This window comes from Nocardiopsis rhodophaea (assembly GCF_039530945.1).
Classification (GTDB): Bacteria; Actinomycetota; Actinomycetes; order Streptosporangiales; family Streptosporangiaceae; genus Nocardiopsis_C; species Nocardiopsis_C rhodophaea.
Window position 1 is genome coordinate 77,085 of record NZ_BAAAPC010000018.1, and the last position, 18,717, is coordinate 95,801.

At 72.3% G+C, this 18,717-nt stretch carries 13 protein-coding genes, 1 pseudogene and 2 riboswitches; of the genes and pseudogenes, 5 read left to right on the forward strand and 9 right to left on the reverse strand.

Annotation, left to right across the window (positions count from 1 at the left end):
* Nucleotides 1-12: 12 nt before the first annotated feature.
* Nucleotides 13-615 (reverse strand): cob(I)yrinic acid a,c-diamide adenosyltransferase, encoded by a 603-nt coding sequence (cobO, locus tag ABD259_RS19420; RefSeq protein WP_344102645.1) that lies wholly within the window; start codon nucleotides 613-615, stop codon nucleotides 13-15.
* A gap of 48 nt (nucleotides 616-663) precedes the next feature.
* Nucleotides 664-2,709 carry a putative cobaltochelatase gene (locus tag ABD259_RS19425; RefSeq protein WP_344164377.1) on the reverse strand — a complete coding sequence of 682 codons (2,046 nt, stop codon included), beginning with the start codon at nucleotides 2,707-2,709 and terminating at the stop codon, nucleotides 664-666.
* Nucleotides 2,710-2,765: 56 nt separating this feature from the next.
* Nucleotides 2,766-2,895: riboswitch (cobalamin riboswitch) on the reverse strand.
* 180 nt (nucleotides 2,896-3,075) lie between these two features.
* Between ABD259_RS19425 and ABD259_RS19430 the strand changes: the two genes are divergently transcribed.
* Nucleotides 3,076-4,095, forward strand: a complete 1,020-nt coding sequence (locus ABD259_RS19430) for an LLM class F420-dependent oxidoreductase (protein WP_344102649.1) — start codon at nucleotides 3,076-3,078, stop codon at nucleotides 4,093-4,095.
* 61 nt (nucleotides 4,096-4,156) lie between these two features.
* On the opposite strand, the gene ABD259_RS19435 is transcribed toward ABD259_RS19430, so the two are convergent.
* Together ABD259_RS19435 and ABD259_RS19440 are read right to left on the reverse strand one after the other, a co-directional pair.
* Nucleotides 4,157-4,354, reverse strand: coding sequence for a zinc ribbon domain-containing protein (locus ABD259_RS19435; protein WP_344164422.1), 198 nt, complete (start codon nucleotides 4,352-4,354; stop codon nucleotides 4,157-4,159).
* Nucleotides 4,284-4,547 (reverse strand): hypothetical protein, encoded by a 264-nt coding sequence (locus ABD259_RS19440; RefSeq protein WP_344164431.1) that lies wholly within the window; start codon nucleotides 4,545-4,547, stop codon nucleotides 4,284-4,286. The genes ABD259_RS19435 and ABD259_RS19440 overlap by 71 nt, the downstream gene beginning before the upstream one ends.
* A gap of 165 nt (nucleotides 4,548-4,712) precedes the next feature.
* Here ABD259_RS19440 and ABD259_RS19445 point away from each other — a divergent pair.
* Nucleotides 4,713-4,976, forward strand: a pseudogene (locus tag ABD259_RS19445) (amino acid permease); the annotation flags it as partial.
* Nucleotides 4,977-5,000: 24 nt separating this feature from the next.
* On the opposite strand, the gene ABD259_RS19450 reads toward ABD259_RS19445, so the two are convergent.
* Nucleotides 5,001-5,270, reverse strand: coding sequence for a DUF6504 family protein (locus ABD259_RS19450; protein WP_344100851.1), 270 nt, complete (start codon nucleotides 5,268-5,270; stop codon nucleotides 5,001-5,003).
* A gap of 274 nt (nucleotides 5,271-5,544) precedes the next feature.
* On the opposite strand from ABD259_RS19450, the gene ABD259_RS19455 reads away from it, so the two are divergent.
* Together ABD259_RS19455 and ABD259_RS19460 are read left to right on the forward strand one after the other, a co-directional pair.
* The gene (locus tag ABD259_RS19455) at nucleotides 5,545-7,818 is read left to right on the forward strand and encodes a serine/threonine-protein kinase (protein WP_344164383.1); all 2,274 of its coding nucleotides are present in this window, start codon (nucleotides 5,545-5,547) and stop codon (nucleotides 7,816-7,818) included.
* A 94-nt stretch (nucleotides 7,819-7,912) separates the two neighbouring features.
* Complete coding sequence (locus tag ABD259_RS19460; protein ID WP_344164386.1) at nucleotides 7,913-8,881, forward strand: quinone oxidoreductase family protein; 969 nt, start codon at nucleotides 7,913-7,915, stop codon at nucleotides 8,879-8,881.
* Between the two features lie 4 nt (nucleotides 8,882-8,885).
* Here the strand turns inward: ABD259_RS19460 and ABD259_RS19465 are convergent, their stop codons facing one another.
* The 4 genes from ABD259_RS19465 to cobN form a co-directional block, all read right to left on the reverse strand.
* On the reverse strand, nucleotides 8,886-9,995 hold the full coding sequence (locus ABD259_RS19465; protein WP_344100855.1) for an SPFH domain-containing protein: 1,110 nt from the start codon (nucleotides 9,993-9,995) through the stop codon (nucleotides 8,886-8,888).
* Nucleotides 9,996-10,068: 73 nt separating this feature from the next.
* Nucleotides 10,069-10,509: an NfeD family protein gene (locus ABD259_RS19470; protein ID WP_344100857.1), complete on the reverse strand. Its 441-nt coding sequence runs from the start codon at nucleotides 10,507-10,509 to the stop codon at nucleotides 10,069-10,071.
* Nucleotides 10,510-10,701: 192 nt separating this feature from the next.
* Complete coding sequence (locus ABD259_RS19475) at nucleotides 10,702-13,653, reverse strand: penicillin acylase family protein (RefSeq protein ID WP_344164389.1); 2,952 nt, start codon at nucleotides 13,651-13,653, stop codon at nucleotides 10,702-10,704.
* A gap of 294 nt (nucleotides 13,654-13,947) precedes the next feature.
* Nucleotides 13,948-17,739 (reverse strand): cobaltochelatase subunit CobN, encoded by a 3,792-nt coding sequence (gene cobN / locus ABD259_RS19480; protein ID WP_344164392.1) that lies wholly within the window; start codon nucleotides 17,737-17,739, stop codon nucleotides 13,948-13,950.
* Between the two features lie 62 nt (nucleotides 17,740-17,801).
* Nucleotides 17,802-17,944, reverse strand: a riboswitch (cobalamin riboswitch).
* Nucleotides 17,945-18,078: 134 nt separating this feature from the next.
* Between cobN and ABD259_RS19485 the strand changes: the two genes are divergently transcribed.
* Nucleotides 18,079-18,636: a hypothetical protein gene (locus ABD259_RS19485; protein ID WP_344100863.1), complete on the forward strand. Its 558-nt coding sequence runs from the start codon at nucleotides 18,079-18,081 to the stop codon at nucleotides 18,634-18,636.
* Nucleotides 18,637-18,717 lie beyond the last annotated feature (81 nt).

An 18,717-nucleotide genomic window follows, 5' to 3' on the forward strand; every position in this document is an offset into this window, starting at 1 on the left:
CTCCGCGGGGTGTCACCACTCGATGCCGCGCTGGCCCTTCTGGCCGACGTCCATCGGGTGCTTGACCTTCGTCATCTCGGTGACGAGGTCGGCCGCGTCCAGCAACCGCGGGTCGGCGCCGCGGCCGGTGATGATGACGTGCTGGTTCCCGGGCCTGTTCCGCAGGGTCTCCACGACGTCGTCGACGTCCACCCATCCCCACTTCATCGGGTAGGTGAACTCGTCGAGCACGTAGAGCCGGTAGGTCTCGGCGGTCAGGTCGCGCTTGATCTGGTTCCAGCCCTCGGCCGCGTCGGCGGCGTGGTCCTGCTCGGTGCCGGGGCGCTGGATCCAGGACCAGCCCTCGCCCATCTTGTTCCAGGTGACCCTGCCGCCCTCGGACGTGTCGCCCAGGACGCGCAACGCCTTCTCCTCGCCGATCCGCCACTTCGCGGACTTCACGAACTGGAACACCCCGATGTCCCAGCCCTGCGCCCACCCGCGGGTAGCCAGGCCGAAGGCGGCAGTGGACTTGCCCTTTCCCGCGCCGGTGTGCACGATCAGCAGCGGCCGGTTGCGCCGCTGCCGGGTGGTGAGTCCGTCGTCGGGGACGTAGGAGGGTTTGCCCTGCGGCATCTGTTGGGTCCTTGTCTGTCGCGGTGATCGTCTGTCGGTGGCGCGGCGCTACGCCGCCCGGTGCCGGGTGTGCCGGACCAGTCCGCTCAGCGCGTCGGCCCCCAGTTCCTCCAGCCGGACCGCGGTCCCGCCCATGGCGGCGGCCAGCCGCCCGGCCAGCCCCAGGCGCACCGCGCCCGACTCGCAGTCGACGACGACGCTCTGCACGCCCTGGGACCCGATCCACGCCCCGGCGCGCAGGGCGTCGTCGAGGCCGCCCTGCGTGGCGCGGCCGTCGGTGACGACGACCAGCAGGGGGCGGCGCCGCGGGTCGCGCAGGCGCTCGACGCGCAGCACGTAGGCCGAGCGCAGCAGCCCCGCCGCCAGGGGCGTGCGCCCGCCGGTCCGCAGCTCGCGCAGGCGGCGCGCGCCCGCCTCGACCGACGAGGTGGGCGGCAGGTCGAGTTCGGCGCCCCGGCCGCGGAAGGTGACCAGCCCGACCTTGTCGCGCCGCTGGTAGGCGTCGAGCAGGAGGCTGAGCACCGCTCCCTTGACGGCCCGCATGCGCTGCCGGGCGGCCATCGAGCCGCTGGCGTCCACACAGAACAGCACGAGGTTGCCTTCGCGCCCCTCGCGGACGGCCTCCCGCAGGTCCGAGCTTTGCAGCCGGAGCCCGGGACCGGTGCGGCCCCGGGCCCGCTGGTGGGGGGCCGCCGCGCGCAGCGTCTCGGTCAGGTGCAGCGTCCCGACGCGTTCCCGCGGAGGGCGGGCCCCCGATGTCCTGCCATACGGTGTTTCGGCGCGGGAGCGGCGGCCGGGGGTCCCCTGTCCGATCCCGGAGACGCTCAGCAGCCGGGGCCGGTAGGGCTCCCCCGCCTCACTCGTGGTGTCGCCCGTCTGCTGCCCCGGCCCCGCACCGGAGGTCTCCTGCTGTTCTTCCTGCTGGTGGCCGGTGTCAGACGACGGCGGGGGCGACGTCGTGGCGTCGTCGGGGGCCGCGGACTCCGGGCTCTCCTGCGGGCTGCTGTCCGACCCGGCGCTGTCGTCGGGACCCCCCGGCTCCTCCGGGGCGTCCTCAGGGCCTTTTGGGTCGTCATCACCCGCCTGGTCCAGCGCCTCCTGCAGCCGGTCCTCGTCGAGGTCGGGGGCGTCGAAGGGGTCGCGGCGGCGCCGGTGCGGCAGGGCGAGCCGGGCGGCGTCGCGCACGTCGTCGGAGGTCACCTCGGTGTGGTCCCGCCAGGCGGCGAGCGCCATGGCCGCGCGGGCCGTGACGATGTCCGCGCGCAGGCCGTCCACCTCGAAGGCCGCGCACACGGCCGTCACCTGACGCAGGGCGGCGTCGGTGAGGACGACCCCGGGCAGCCGTTTGCGGGCCGCGCGGATGTGGTCGGCGAGTTCGGCGTCCTCCCGCGCGTAGCCGGCGGCGAAGGCCTCGGGGGCGGTCTCGAAGGCGAGGCGGCGGCGGACCACCTCGGCGCGTTCGGTCGGCTCCCGCGTGGCCGCGACCTCGACCGTGAGGCCGAACCGGTCCAGCAGCTGCGGGCGCAGCTCGCCCTCCTCCGGGTTCATCGTGCCGACCAGCAGGAACCGGGCGGCGTGCGCGACCGAGACGCCTTCGCGCTCGACGTGCGACCTGCCCATTGCCGCCGCGTCCAGCAGAAGGTCCACGAGGTGGTCGTGGAGCAGGTTGACCTCGTCGACGTAGAGCACGCCGCGGTGGGCCGCGGCGAGCAGTCCCGGCTCGAAGGCCTTGACGCCCTCCGTGAGCGCCCGTTCGATGTCGAGCGAGCCCACCAGGCGGTCCTCGCTCGCGCCGACCGGCAGCTCCACGAGGCGGGCGGAGCGCTCGGCGGGGACGGCGTCCTCCGGGTGCGGTCCGTCGGGGCAGCGGGGGTCGGGGTCAGCGGGATCGCAGGCGAAGCGGCAGCCGTCGACGACGTCGAGGTCGGGCAGGAGCGTCGCGAGGGCGCGCACGACGGTCGATTTCGCGGTGCCCTTCTCGCCTCGGACCAGGACACCGCCGACCGCCGGGGACACGGCGTTGATCAGCAGCGCCAGTTTCAGGTCGTCCATGCCGACGACCGCGCTGAAGGGGTAGCGAGCGGAAGCGCTCACGCGGGTCAGTCCTTCCTCGGGAGTCCACGCCCATAGGGGTCGGTCCTGGTGCCGAGCAGTGTCCTGGCTCCCAGATCGCCGCGTCCCCGCCGCCTTCCCACCGGTCGTGTCCGGCAGTGGCGTTGGTCGCGGGTCCGCTCCCTGGTCACAGTGGCGGGACCGCCCCGGATTCACACCGGGTTCCTGCGTGCGGCGGCAAACCCGCGCGGGGGCGCACCGCCGACGTCGGCACCGCCCACCAGAATGGCACACGCGGGTTGAGTGCCGTCCCGGAGCCGGGCTTCCGGGCGCCCCTATCCAGAAACTGAAACCGGTTCTACCATGCGCCCCAGACGCCGAATTCCTCCAGCGACCGACGGAGCACGCGTGACCACAGACCTGAAACTGGGAATCGCGGTGGGGTACTGGGGCGCCGCCTCCGATGACGCCACCGCGACGGTGCGGGCCGCCGAAGCCCTCGGATATGACTCGGTGTGGACCGCCGAAGCCTACGGATCCGACGCGTTCACCCCGCTGACCTGGTACGGCGCCCGGACCGAACGGATCGGGCTGGGGACCGGGATCGTGCAGCTCTCCGCGCGCACCCCGGTCGCCACCGCCATGCACGCGCTGACCCTTGACCACCTCTCCGGCGGACGCCTGCGGCTCGGGATCGGGGTGTCCGGCCCGCAGGTGGTCGAGGGCTGGTACGGGCAGCCGTTCCCCCGCCCGCTGGAGCGGACCCGGGAATACCTGGACATCATGCGCCAGGTCTGGCACCGCGAGGCGCCGGTCACCTCCGACGGGCCGCACTACCCGCTGCCCTACCCCGGCGGCACCAGGCTGGGCAAGCCCCTCAAACCCATCACCCACCCCCTGCGCCCGGACATCCCCGTCTACCTGGGCGCCGAGGGACCGAAGAACGTCGCCCTGGCCGCCGAGATCGCCGATGGCTGGACGCCCCTCTTCTACCACCCGGAGATCAGCCCCCGCGTGTACGCCGACGCGCTCGCCGACGCGCCGGACGGCTTCGACATCGCCTGCACGGTCACCGTGCTCCCGCATGAGGACACCGCCGAAGCGCTGCGCACCGCCAAGATGCCCCTCGCCTTCTACATCGGCGGCATGGGCGCCCAGGAGGAGAACTTCCATCTCAACGTGTTCGTGCGGATGGGGTTCGCCGAAGCCGCGTACAAGGTGCAGGAGCTGTTCTTGGCCGGGCGCCGCGAGGAGGCCATCGACGCCGTCCCCGACGAGCTGGCCGACGGCCTCTCCCTGGTCGGCCCGCTGCCGCGCATCGCCGAGCGCCTCCAGGCGTGGCGCGACAGCCCCGTCACCACCCTCCTCGTCGCCGGGGTGCGCGACGAACCCGGCCTGCGTGCCCTGCGCGACATGGTGCTCGGTTGACTGCTCCCCCGCCTGAAGGCGGGGGATTCCCGCCTTCATAGCCTAGGTGGGGATCCATGGCTCAGGCAGCCAGGTCAGGCAGCGCCTGACCTGGTCTCACACCCTCAACACCATCCGGGTTCCAACCTGCCCGGATCAGCATGACCCGCGCGGAGTTCTTGTCCCTCGGGGACACCACACCGCACGCGCTACACGCGTAGGTTCGCTCGGAAAGCAGAAGTGCGTGCTTGGCTCTCGCTCCGCACCATGCGCAATCCATCGTGGTGTGCGCGGGATGAAGTGGTGTGCGCGGGATGCACCAGGCGCACATCGCGCCCGTGCTTGCGGCCCATCTCCACCAGGGCCTTCTTGGTCGCGCTGATCGCGGCGTCCGCCGCTTTGCGCGCCATGGTCGACGTGGCCAGGAACCTGGGCCGGAAATCCTCTACCGCCACCCGGTCGTGGTCGCGCACTACGGCCTTGGCCCACGTGCGGCCGGTGTCGGTGCGCTGCCGCGCGACCTTCTTTTGCAGTCTGGCCGATTGCCGTTGGGCTTTTCGGTATCCCCTGGTCTGGGATTTCCCCCGGGGTTGGCGGCGCCGCGCCATCATCCGCTGATACCGGGCAAGCTTCGCCGCCGCGCCCCAGCCGGTCGCGCCATCGGGGCGGCGGCGCTCGTCCTCAGCGCCGGGCTGGCCGTGCTCTACCTGCCCGGTATGCCGGCGGCGCTGGTCTGGCCGTACGAGTGGGCGATCGTCGGGGCGTGGTGGCTGGCGGGCGCGGTCTTCCTGTGGCGGCTCCCCCGCGTCAGTCCCGGCGCCGATGCCGAGGAGCGGCTCATCGCCGCTGTGGCGCGCGACCGGCGCCACCAGGGTTCCGCGGGTTCGGACACCGGCGGCTGAGCGGGCTCTTGGCGTCGGCGCGGGTCAATCCCAGACCCGCGCCAGCAGCCACTGGCCGCTGTCGGAGTCGTGCCGGAGCTCATAGACGCCCGGACCGCGACCGGATCCCGCCTCCACGCGCCAGAACGTGCGCCGGGGCAGCCGATCGCGCGCCCCGGCCGCCCAGTCGGTACGCAGGGTGACCCAGTGGTCGATGATCCGCCGCACCGTGTAGATCCGCCGTTCCCAGGTGAAGCGCTGCGGCCGCCCCTCCCGCTCGACCACCGTGATGGGCACACCGTAGACACGTGCCACCGGGCCACTCCCCTCATCGCGTGCGCGCCCGCACCGGCGGCGCGCGAATGCCGTCGGCCCGCGGGGAAGAGCAGGCACTCATTCGAACTGGTGTTCTAATCCTATCGAGGTCGGCTACTGACCGGAACCGCGGAGGGCGCGATGCGTGTCTAAAATCTGCGACACCCCCGTCACAGCGGAGGTCGCCCCGGCGACCGCACTCGCGCGACGCCCGCATCGCGTCGGTACGCTATGAGTCGCGAACCCCCGTGAGCCATAAAGGAAAACCACAACTGTGACGTCGAACGAGCACGAGCGCGCCAAACCCCTCCGCACCGGCGACCCCCACGAGCTCGGGGACTACCGCATCGTGGGACGACTCGGCCGCGGCGGCATGGGCACCGTCTACCTCGCCAAAGACGCCTCTGAGCGACTCGTCGCGGTCAAGCTCATCCACCCCGACCTCACCGACGACGAGGACTTCCGCCGCCGCTTCGCCCGCGAGGTGCAGTCGGCACGCCGGGTCGCGCGCTTCTCGACCGCCGGCGTCATCGACGCGGAGCTGGAGAGCGACCCGCTCTACATCGTCTCGGAGTACGTTCCCGGACCTAACCTCTCCGAGGCGGTCACCACCGAGGGCCCCATGCATGGCGGGACCCTGGAGAGCCTGGCCATGGGGGTGGCGGCCGCGCTGACCGCGATCCACGGCGCCGGGGTGATCCACCGCGACCTCAAACCCGCCAACGTCCTGCTGTCGACGGTGGGGCCGAAGGTGATCGACTTCGGCATCGCCCGCGCCATGGACGACGACGGCTCGGTGACCCGGTCCAGCCAGCTCATGGGGACCCCCGCCTACCTCGCTCCCGAACTCGTCACGGGCGGGGAGATCACCGCGGCCTCCGACATCTTCTCCTGGGGCTGCCTGATCGCCTTCGCCGGAACCGGCAGAGCCCCCTTCGACGCGCAGAGCGTCCCGGCGGTGCTCCACCTCATCAGCTCGGCACCCCCGAACCTGGAGGGGCTGGACCCGAGCCTGGAGGAGGTGGTCCGCCAGGCGCTGGAGAAGGATCCGGCGCACCGGCCCACCGCCCAGCAGCTGCTCAACCACCTGGTCGGGCAGGAGAACCCCACCGAGTCCGTTGTCGACCGGACCGTGGTGCGCTCGTGGACGCCGCCGTCCACCCCGCGCCCGGACGGCGCGGCGGCGGGTGCCGCGGGGATCGCCGGAGCCACCGCTGGTGCGGCCGCCGCCAACGGCCAACTCGACGCCGAAACCACCGCCCACGCGCCCGCCCCGGCCGAGGCGCCGCCCGAGGGGGCGTCGGGCCCGACAGCGGCGATGCACCCGACCAACGACCAAGCCGTCCGCGCCATGCCGACCGAGGCCGGGCAGCAGCCCCCGGCCCATCCCTCCGGGCCCTACGCCTCGGCCCACGGACAGGTCGCGTCCGGTCCGCAGCAGCCGCCCTACGGCCCGCCACCCTCCGAGGCGCCCGTCCCCGGCCCGCCGCCCGGACCGGGATTCGGCGCACAGCAGCCCTATGGTCCGCCGTCGGGTCCGCAGGCGCCGTCCTACGGCACGCCGCCGCAGCCGGGCGCTCAGCCGGTGGGCGCCCAACCTCCCGGGTACCCCTCCCCCGGCATGCAGTCGCCGCCCTACGGGCAGCAGTCGTACGCCCCGATGGGGCCGGGCGGTCCCGGCGGCCCGAGCGGGCCGGGGCAGCCGCCGACCGGCGCGAACCCCTCGGCCTCGCCCGCTCCCGCGCCCGGCGGGAGCCGGAAGAAGAAAATGATGACGATCGGCGGGGGCGTCGGCGCCGCGGTCCTGCTAATGACCAGCGGCATCGTCGGCTCCTACCTGCTCAGCGGCCCGGAGTTCCCGACCGGGACGAACATCTACACCGACGAGTTCGGCAGCAGCGACTCCGGCTGGAAGACCGACGACAGCGACGTCCCCTTCGACGCGGGCGAGCACCGCCGCGGCTACACCGACGACGGCCAGTACGCGCTGCGCGCCACCACGGACGACACGCTCACCCGGGCGATCTCGGGTTTTCCCGGGGACTACCCCGAGCAGCTCGCTATCAGCGTCGACACCAGCGTGCAGAACGGCCCCGCCTACGGCGAGACCGAGGTGTACTGCTTCTACAACAACGACGATGACACCCGGTACTCGGTCACCGTCCGCTTCGACGGCAGCGAGGCGCGGATCCGGCGCATCGGCGGCGAGGCGGGCATCTCCACCCTCGAACAGGTCACCGAAGGCGTCCCCGGGTATGAGGTGGCTGAGGACGGTCAGGACGACGCCGAGAAGCCGGTCAACACCCTGCAGGTGACCTGCGAGCGGCAGGAGGAGGAGACCGGCGGCACGACCGAGAAGAGTATCGCCGTCCGCCTGTGGGTCAACGGCTCGCACGTGATGGACGCCGTCGACACACAGCCGATCCAGAACGGCGTCACCGGCCTGGGCGTGGCCCGCGAGGGCGGGGGCAGCGGCGGCGACGCCATCGTGTACTTCGACAACTTCCGCATGAACAAACTGGAGCCGGAGGCGGAGGCCACGGAGTAGGCGGAGCCGGGCGCGGTCGCGCGCCCGGGGTTACCCGTCCGCTTCGACGGCACCCGCGGCCGAGGCCCGAACACCACTGAGGAGCGTGTTGAGTATGCGTGCCATCGTCATCGAGCAGCCGGGTGGGCCCGAGGTCCTGCAGCCGCGTGAGGTCGCGGACCCCCGCCCCGGTCCCGGCCAGGTGGTGGTCGACGTCGAGGCCGCCGGGGTCAACTTCATCGACATCTACCAGCGCACCGGCGTCTACCCGGTGCCCACGCCCTACACCCCGGGCCTGGAGGGGGCCGGAACGGTGTCCGCGGTCGGGGCGGGCGTGACCGACTTGGCCGAGGGGCAGCGTGTCGCGTGGGTGTCGGCGCCCGGCGGCTATGCCGAGCGCGCGGCCGTCCCCGTGGAGCGGGTCGTGCCGGTCCCGGACGGCGTCGCCACCGAGCAGGCCGCCGCGGTGATGCTCCAGGGCCTGACCGCGCACTATCTGACCCACGCGACCTACCCCGTGCGTTCGGGCGACACCGTGCTGGTGCACGCCGCGGCCGGGGGCACCGGGCTGCTGCTGGTGCAGCTGGCCAAGGCGCGCGGCGCCCGCGTCATCGGAACGGTGTCCACCGAGGCCAAGGAGCGACAGGCCCGCGCGGCCGGGGCCGACGAGATCATCCGCTACACCGAGGTCGACGACGTGGCCGCCGCCGTGCGCGAGCTGACCGCCGGAGCGGGCGTGGCGGCCGTCTTCGACGGCGTGGGCGCCGACACCTTCGACGCCAGCCTCGCCTCCCTGCGGCGCCGCGGTGTGCTGGCGCTGTTCGGGCAGTCCAGCGGGGTGGTGCCGCCGGTCGACCCGCAGCGCCTGAACAGCGCCGGGTCGGTCTTCCTGGCCCGGCCGAACCTCGCCGACCACATCGTGGACCGCGCCGAACTGCTGGAGCGGGCCGACGACATCCTCGGGCTTGTGGCGGCCGGGAAGCTGCGGGTGGAGATCAGCGGCCGCTACCCGCTGCCCGATGCCGCACGGGCCCACGACGACCTGGCAGCCCGCCGCACCACCGGCAAGCTGCTGCTGGTCTGAGGGCTCACTCTCCTTCTTCGGAGCGCTGCCCGGGCAGTTTCTGTCCCGGCGTGCCGGCGGCGGCCGCCGCCTCCTTGCGCGCGTTGGCGACCGCCTGGGCGGCGCTCTCCGCCGCCTCGACCGCGGCCTGGGCCGCCGCCGGGCGGGGGCGCGGCTCGCCCTCGGTGATCCGCCGGGCCTCGCCTTCCTCCACCCCGGCGGTTTCGGACGGGGCCTCATGTTCACCGGCGGGACGCGCACCCTCTGCGGTGTCTCCGGCGAAGGCCTTGGTGACGTTCTGCACCGCCTGCGTCAGCTCGCCGGGGATGACCCAGAAGGTGTTGCCCTCGCCCTGGGCCAGGTGCGGCAGCGTCTCCAGGTACTTGTAGGCGAGCAGCTTGGAGTCGGCGTCGTTGGCGTGCACGGCCTGGAAGACGCGCTCCACCGCCTGGGCCTCGCCGTCGGCGCGCAGGATCCGGGCCTGCTGGTCGCCCTGGGCCTCCAGAATGGCCTGCTGGCGGGCGCCCTCCGCGGTCAGGATGCGGGACTGCCGCTCGCCCTCGGCGTGCAGGATCACGGCGCGCTTGTCGCGCTCGGCCCGCATCTGCTTCTCCATCGCCTCCTTGATCGTCGGCGGCGGGTCGATGGCCTTGATCTCGACGCGGTTGGCGCGGATCCCCCACTTCCCGGTGGCGTCGTCAAGCACACCGCGCAGCCGCGAGTTGATGGTCTCGCGGGAGGTCAGGGTCTGTTCCAGGTCCATGCCGCCGATCACGTTGCGCAGCGTGGTGACCGTGAGCTGGTCGATGGCCTGGAGGTAGTTCGCCACCTCATAGGCGGCGGCGCGGGGGTCGGTGATCTGGTAGTAGAGCACGGTGTCGATGTTGACGACCAGGTTGTCCTCGGTGATCACGGGCTGCGGCCGCGACGAGAACACCTGCTCGCGCAGGTCGTACTTGGTGTTGACGCGGTCGACGCCCGGGATGATGAAGTTCAGGCCGGGTTGGAGCGTCCGCAGGTAGCGGCCGAATCTCTCGATGTTGTAGGCGCGTGCCTGCGGCACGATCCGCACCGTGGAGACGACCAGGAGGACGGCGATGACCGCGAGAACGATGAACAGAATGTCGAGCCCCATTTGTGATCTCCTGCCTGCCGAATGATTCGGATGTCGGAGGACGAGGCGGTGGTGACGCCCGCGTCGGCGGGTGTCAGGGCAGTGCTTCGCGCGGATAGACGACGGCCGTCGCGCCCTCGATCTCCATGACGTCGACGTGGATCCCCGGGGGGATGATCTGGTCCTCGTCGAGGGCGCGGGCCGACCACTCCTCACCGACGAGCTTGATGCGGCCGCTCTCCCCGGTGACCTCTTCGACGACCACCGCGGACCGTCCGACGAGGGCGTCCGTTCCGGAGCGGAGCACGGGTGGCTGTTGGAGGTGGCGCTGCGCGATCGGGCGCACGACGATGAGTCCGGCGGCGGAGGTGACCACGAACGCCACCACCTGCACCACGACACCCATCCCCAGCGCACCGGCGATCCCGGCGACGAGGGCGGCGATGGCGAGCAGTCCCAGGGACAGGGTCAGCGTGAAGACCTCCGCGACGCCCAGAGCGACGGCGGCGATCAACCACAGGATCCACAGCGGCATATCTTCCTGCCTCCCGTCCACAGTGGCGGGTATCACTTCGAAAATACCCCTCCGACCGCAATCAAGCACCAGATCCCCCCACAGGTTGCCCCCGGGAGGGGTATTGGGCGCCGGACGCCGCGGATGGCGGGAGCACCGCGCGGACGCGGGGACCGGCCGTACCGACCGGTCCCCGGCGTGTTCTAGGGCGGGTCAGGACCTGCCCTCGGTGAATTGCAGGGCCATCTGGTAGGTGGGGCGGTTCTGCCAGGCGATCGGCCACATGCCGATGCCTCCCAGCGGCGCGTGGATGTTGGTGTCGGCGCACACCTGGTCCCCGGCCGAGCAGTACGCGTCTCCGGGGTAGACGTCCGCGGCGGGCGCCGCGGCGGCCGTGGCCAGGGAGTCCAGCAGCACGGTGCGGCAGGCGTCGAGGTCGCCGCCGCCGCAGTAGGCCTGGCCGAGGGGCGCCCGGACGTCATCGCCGAGCACGGCCCGCAGGTCCTTGTCCACATACGACCACCAGCCGAACTGGAAGCTGGAGCCCCTGTGGGTCTGGCCCTGCTTCACGTTGCCGGGAGGGCCGCCGAGGTTGCCCGAGGGCGACTCGTCGACCTGCAGGACCCCGGTGAGGTCGCCGTAGAGGCCCGCGCCGAGCCCGGGTTCGAACTGCTCCTTGACGAGCAGCGGCCACCAGGCGTCCATAACCCGGATGGCGTCAGCGTGCGCGTAGTGCCCGGCGTCCCGCTCGGGTTCGCGGCGCGGCGCGCCGTCCTCCGTCCAGGCCCGTAGGCGGTCGACCGTCGCGGCGAGCTCCGGGTCCTCGACCGGCGCGCTCTCCACGACCCGGAGCAGCTCGGGCAGCACCTGCTCGCCGCGCAGGTCGGCGCTGCCCGCCTCGGCCATCACCCGGGTGAGCGAGGCGACGGTGAACTTGTGCCCGTCGTCGATCAGTCCGGCGACGCGGGCGTCGAGCAGGTCGCCCCGGTGGACCGACCCGGTGCCGTAGCCGGAGGTGTATCCGGCGGCCACCTTGTTGTTCCAGTTGACGTAGTAGTCGGCGTTGACGGAGGTGGGGTGCTCTTCGAGGGGGGTGTAGTCGGCGCTGTTGTCCGTCGGGTCCCACCCCGACCATCCGGCGGCGGAGTCGGCCGCGATGGGCATGTTGGGGTCGGTGCCCGGCGTGCGCACCGGGTTGGCGCCGGAGTTGACGAAGGCGATGTCGTCGGCGTCGGCGTAGTGCCAGTTGAAGGCGTAGCCGATGTCCATGGCGGCCTTCTGGAACGCCGCCGCCGAGGTGATGGTGTCGGGCTCGTTGAATTTCTGGAAGCCGATGAGGGAGTCGACCTCGCGCATGTAGGTGGAGCGGCGGGTCGCGAACGCCACGGGGGTGCCGTCGACCGTGCCGAAGCTGTCGACCAGGCCGTGGGGCGAGCGCAGCGCGGTGAGGGTGTAGGAGCCCGCGGGCGTCTGATCGGCCACGGTCGGCGACCACTCGTTGCGCACGCTCAGCCTCTCGAACTCCACGCAGGCGCCGTCGCCGCCGACGTAGGCGCGGGAGTCGACGCTCGGCGCAGAGCCGTCGGGTTCGCACAGTTCGAGGGCGAAGGTGTCGGTGATGTCCTGCCCGGCGGAGGTGGCGCTCCACGCGTAGTCGGTGCCGCGGCCCATCTGCACGTAGAAGCTCACGCCGGGGAAGGACGCGCCGCGAGCGCTGATGCCCGGGCCCTGCAGTTCCTGCACCATCAGCAGCTGCGGGGAGAAGTACCCGGTCTGCGGCCCCATGACGGCGACGGGGTGGCCGTTCTCGGTGTGCTCACCGGCGACGAGCAGGGCGTTGGACATGCCGGGCTCGCCCTGGAGGAAGTCCTCGGGCAAGACGCCCTCGTTGAGGACGCCCTCGGCGGCGCTGAGGTCACCCCGCCGGATCAGCAGCTGGATCCGCGCCCGGTCGCTCGCGGACAGGGTGTCGACGGTGGGGGTGGCGGCGTCGGCGTCGGCCGGTGCGTCGGCCGCCGGGGACGGCGGTGGCGGCGGTGGCGGTGGCGGCGCCTCGGCCGCGCTCACGTCGGCGTCGCGCACGATGTCGTAGGGGACCACCGATCCCGGGTCGGGCGCCGCGACACCGACGGGGTCATCGGGGGTCCGCGTATAGGGGAAGTCCCCATCGACCGTGGTCACGGCCTCCGGGTCGTTCTCCATGCGCCAGGTGCGCCACAGCTCCGCGCCCTTCCGGGCACCGTACTCCCGCTCGAAGGCCGCCTTGAGCAGGGCGGAGTGGACTTCGCCGCCGCCTCCGCCGCCGAAGAGGAGGCCGACCATGGCGGCGATGCCGACGATGTCGGTCGTGGTGAAGTGCTCGATCCCGCCTTCCTGGGTGATGGCGTTCTTGTGCCCGGTGAGCACGTACTCGCCGGGGTAGTCGTTCCGCCGCTGGGAGCGGTCGATGTAGGCGTTGATGCCCTGGATGTAGGCCTGGACGTCCCTCAGGCCCTGGCGGCCGCGCTCGCCGCTGGCGGCCAGCCGGTCGATCTGGGCCTGCTTGTCGGCCTCGGTGTAGGGGGCGCCGCGCCACAGGCTCTGCTCCAGCCCGCGGTTGCTCGGCGCGCCTCCGGCGAAGGGGGTGAGCTGGCCGCGACCGAGGTTGCGCAGCACGTCCATCAGGAAGAGCCGGTCTTCGGCGGCGGCGTATCCGGCACCGTACATGGTGCCCTCGCGGGTGGTCCCGTGGATGCGGGGGATGCCGTGGGCGGCGTCGCGGGTGATCGTGACGTCCGCGCGCGGCTGGTACTGGCGGTCGACGCCGGCGTCGCCGACGCCGAAGGAGGCGTCGGCGAAGTAGTCGTCCAGCGTGGCGTCGGTGAGGCCGTCGTAGTCGTGCACCAGGTTGTCGTACATGTCCAGCTGTGAGGACGCGTACTTGGGGCGGGTTCCGAACAGCTGGTGGCCGATGATCTCGACGAGGGTGGCGTTGCCGTTCTGGCCGGGCGGGACGATGTCGTGGCACCCGCTGTCGGCGCAGTAGTCGTCGACGGCCGCCCGGAGCCGGGCGGCCTCCACTGCCGCTGAGGCCGCGGCGGGGGCGGACGCCATTCCGGTGAGGAGGCACGCGAGCGCGGTGCCAGCGGCTGCGGTGCCGAGGTATCGGGGGAGGGGGATGATCATGTCGTACACCTCGTTCACGCGGGGCTGACGGCAGAGTACGCATCGGAACCTCATTCCTGAAAGAGATTCATATTTGTCCGAATGCCGCCCCCGCGTGGCGGCGCCGCAGCCGCTCGGCCGGCCCGATTTCCCCGCCACCAACACGACCTGCACAGAAAACAAGCGACCGCTTGTTCAGACACGCATGGCCCGTAAAACACAAGAGATGAGGGTGGCCGGTAGTGGCCACCCTCATCTCCCCGCGGTTCCGGACCCGTGGTGCCCGTGGTCGTCCCTCAGCCGACGCGCCGCTCCTCAGCGTCCGCTGCCGGAGTCCGTGTCCGGGTCGTCCTCCAGATCGCCCTCCAGCTTGAGGTAGGTCTCCCGCAACCGGTCCAGCGTCTCGGGATCGGGCCGCTCCCACAGCTCGCGGTCGGCCGCCTCCAACAGGCGCTCGGTCATGCCGCGCAGCGCCCAGGGGTTGGAATCCTCCAGGAACTCCCGGTTCTCCGGGTCGAAGACATAGGTCTCGGCGAGCTTGGTGTACATCCAGTCGTCGACCACACCGGCGGTGGCGTCGTAGCCGAAGAGGTAGTCCACGGTCGCGGCCAGCTCGAACGCGCCCTTGTAGCCGTGTCGGCGCATGGCGGCGATCCACCTCGGGTTGACCACGCGGGCACGGAACACCCGGCGCGTCTCCTCACCCAGGGTCCTGGTCTTCACCTGGTCGGGAACCGCGGAGTCACCGACATAGGCGGCCGGGTTGCGGCCGGTCAGGCGGCGCACCATCGCCACCATGCCCCCGTGGTACTGGAAGTAGTCGTCGGAGTCGACGATGTCGTGCTCACGGGTGTCCTGGTTCTTCGCGGCCACCGAGATCCGGCGGAACGACGCCTCCATGTCGGCGCGCGCCTCCCGGCCGTCCAGCCCCCGCCCGTAGGCGTAGCCGCCCCACACCGCGTACACCTCGGCCAGGTCGGCGTCGTCGCGCCAGTTGCGCGCGTCGATCAGCGGCAGCAGCCCGGCGCCGTACGCGCCCGGCTTGGAGCCGAAGATCCGCGTCGTGGAGCGCCGCCAGTCGCCGTGCTCGGCGTGGTCGGCCAGGGCGTGGGCGCGCGGATAGTTGTCCTCCGGGGCCTCCTCCAGCTCGGTGACCGCCCGGATCGCGTCATCGACGAGTCCGATGACGTGCGGGAACGCGTCCCGGAAGAAGCCGGAGACGCGCACGGTGACGTCGATGCGCGGACGCCCGAGCTCCTCCAACGGGACGATCTCGAACCCGGTGACGCGGCGTGAGGCGTCGTCCCAGGTCGGGCGGACCCCCAGCAGGGAGAGCACCTCGGCGATGTCGTCGCCCTGCGTGCGCATCGCGGCGGTCCCCCAGACGGTGAGGCCGACGGACTTCGGGTAGGCCCCGGTGTCGTCGAGGTGCCGCTGGATCAGCGAGTCGGCCAGCGCCTGCCCGACGTCCCAGGAGTTGCGCGCGGGGATCGCCTTGGGGTCCACCGAGTAGAAGTTGCGGCCGGTGGGCAGCACGTTGACCAGCCCGCGGGTCGGCGAACCGGAGGGCCCGGCCGGGATGTGGCCGCCGTCGAGCGCGTGCAGGACGGCGTCGATCTCGTCGCTGGTCGCGGCCAGACGCGGCACCACCTCCTCGGCGGCGAAAGTGAGCACGCGCTCGGCGTCGGGCAGCGGGCGGCCCAGAACGTCTGCGACGACCTGCTTCGCGCACGCGGATGCCTCGCTCGCGTCGCCGCACCCGGCCTCGTCGCCCCGCCACCCGCGCTCTTCCATGGCCTCGACCATGCGCCGGGCCAGCGTGTCGATCAGGTCGAGCGCGTCGGAGGCGCGGCGCGACGGCCCCTCCACCAGGTCGGTCAGGGCGGCGGGGACCTCGGCCCGCGCCCCCGGCTCGGCCAGCAGGGTCTTCTCCTCCAGCCCGAAGGCCTCCGCCAGGGCCGCCCGCAGGCCGGGCAGCGCGCCCACCTGCCCCGCCCAGACCTGCGAGGCGCGCAGCACGGCCAGCACGAGGTTGACGCGCGCCTCCCCCTCCGGCGCGGCGCCGAGGATGTGCAGACCGTCGCGGATCTGCACGTCCTTGATCTCGCACAGGTACCCGTCGACGTGCATGACGAAATCGTCGAAGTCGTCCTCGCCGGGCATCTCGTCCTGGTGCAGGTCGTGGTGGAGCTCGGCCGCCTTGATGAGCGTCCAGATCTGCGCGCGCAGCGCCGGGGCCTTGTCCGGGTCGAGGTCGCTCACCAGGGCATACTCGTCCAGGAGCTGTTCGAGCTTGGCGATGTCGCCGTAGGTGTCGGCGCGCGCCATCGGCGGGACGAGATGGTCGACCACGGTGGCGTGCGCGCGGCGCTTGGCCTGCGTGCCCTCGCCGGGGTCATTGACGATGAACGGGTAGACGAAGGGGAGATCACCGAGCACCGCGTCGGGGGCGTCCTCGGCCGCCAGCCCCAACCCCTTGCCCGGAAGCCACTCCAGAGTGCCGTGTTTGCCAAGGTGAACGACGGCGTCGGCGCCGAAACCGCCGTCCTCCCGGGCGGTCTCCAGCCAGCGGTAGGCCGCCAGGTAGTGGTGCGAGGGCGGCAGGTCCGGGTCGTGGTAGATCGCGATCGGGTTCTCGCCGAAGCCCCGCGGCGGCTGGATCATCAGCACGACGTTGCCGAACCGGAGCGACGCCAGCACGATCTCGGGGCGGCCGGAGGAGTCGTCGACGTAGAGCTCGCCCGGCGGCTCGCCCCACTGCTCCCGGATGCCCGCGGTCAGCTCGGCGGGCAGGGCGTCGAACCAGCGGCGGTAGTCGTCCAGCGGGACGCGGGCGTCGGCGCGGGCGAGCTGCTCCTCGCTGAGCCACTCGACGTCGTGCCCCCCGGCGCTGATCAGGGCGTGGATCAGCGGGTCGCCGTCGTCCTCGCGGCGGCCCTCCTCCGGACCGGGTACCCGCCACAGGGTGTCGTCGGGGCCGAGGTCGTAGCCGCGCTCGGCCAGGAGGCGGAACAGCCGCACCGCCGAGGCCGGGGTGTCCAGGCCGACGGCGTTGCCCACCCGGGAGTGCTTGGTGGGGTAGGACGACAGCACCACGGCCAGGCGGCGCTGTTCCGGCGGCACGGCGTGCAGGCGGGCGTGGCGCACGGCGACCCCGGCGATGCGCGCGGCGCGCTCGGGGTCGGCCGCGTAGACCGGGATCTGGCCATCCTCCCCGGTCTCCTTGAACGAGAACGGGACGGTGATCAGCCGCCCGTCGAACTCCGGGATCGCGACCTGCATTCCGGCGTCCATCGGGGTCAGGGCGGCGTCGGAGGCCTGCCAGCTCTCGCGGCTGGAGGTGAGCACCAGCCCCTGGAGGATGGGCACGTCGAGCGCGGCCAGCGCCCCGGCGTCCCAGGCGTCCTCGTCGCCGCCCCCGCTGGCGTCGGCGGCCACCGCGCCACCGGCCGCCAGCACCGTGGTGATGACGGCGTCGGCGCGGCCGAGCAGCTCGAACAGGCCCGGGTGGGTCTCGGCGGTCAGGCCGCGCAGCGAGCCGGAGAACACCGGCAGGGCGTTGCCCCCGGCGGCCTCGATCGCCTCGCACAGCACGTCGATGAAGGAGGTGTTCCCCGACAGCTCGTGCGCGCGGTAGAACACCACGGCCACCGTCGGGCGCTGGGGGTCGGAGGCGTAGGAGCCGTGCACGCCGTAGTCGGGCATGCGTTCCGGCGGCTCGAAGCCCTCTCCGGTGAGCAGCACCGTGTCGGAGAGGAAGCGGGCCAGCTGGCGGAGGTTGCCGATGCCGCCCTCGCGCAGGTAGGCGTGGGCGTCGGTGGCGACGCCGGAGGGCACCGTGGAGAGCGCGATGAGCTCGGCGTCGGGGGCCGCCTCGCCGCCGAGCGCGACGAGCGGAACACCGCTCGCCCGGAGGGTGTCCAGGCCCTGCGGCCACGCCTCGCGCCCGCCGAGCAGCCGCACGACCGCGACGTCAACGCCGTCCAGCAGGGCGGGGAGGTCGTCGGGGCCGGTGCGGGCCGGGTTGGCGGTCCGGTAGCCCGCGTCGGCGGCGCGTGCCGCCAGCAACTCGGTATCGGCCGTGGACAGCAGCAGGATCGTTGCCACTCGTGGTCCTTCGTCTTCGCCGGGGTCCGCGCCCCGTGACCGAACAGATGCGTGTCGGCGCGCAGTCTCCTGACTCCCAGATCGCCGCTCCCCGCTGCCTTCCCACCGCGCTCGCGCCCGCGAGCCGCCGCGGCAGTGGCGTGTGTGGCGGGTCCACTCCCTGGTCACAGTGGCGGGACCGCCCCGGATTCGCACCGGGTTCCTGCGCACCGCCGTCGCCCATCCTCGCAGAAGCGGATGGCGCGCCCGCAGCGGACCGCGGCACCTGGCCGCGAACGGCCACAGCGCCGGGAGCTGCGGGGTTTTGGGACGGTCGCCCGGTAGGCAAGAATCTCGGGCATGACACACGATCCCTACCCCTCGCCCGGCCCGAACGACCCCTACGGGCAGCAGCCACCCGACGCCCCGTTCGGGCAGCACCTTCCGGGCGGCGCGCCGTACCCGCCGGACGGGCGGCCGCATCCGGGCGAGGTGTCCCCCTACGGCGGGCCACCGCAGGCAGGAGGGTGGCAGGGCCCCTCGGACGTCTCCGGGGGCGAAAGCGCCAGCGTTCCGCTCACCACGATCGGCGACATCACCGTGACCCGCACCGAGGTGATCACCCCTTCCGGGCGCTTTCCGGTCAAGGGCAGCATCTGGAACGTCACCGACATGACCCATCAGCACGAGAGCATTCCGCCCGTCGCGATCGTGCTGGCCATCCTGTTCTTCGTCTTCTGCCTTCTCGGGCTCTTGTTTCTCCTCATGAAAGAGCGCAAGATTACCGGGAGCATTCAGGTGACCGTGCAGGGAAACGGGGTCGTGCATTCGACGCTCATCCCGGCCCGCGACCCGTCGACGATGATGCAGGTGATGCAGCACGTTAATTACGCGCGTTCCCTGGCGGCCATGCCGTAAGGACGCGGACAGCAGCCGCGGAGGGGCAGCCAGCGACGGTCGCCCTGTGACCCGCCCCTGACACGAGGGGCGGGCGGGGAC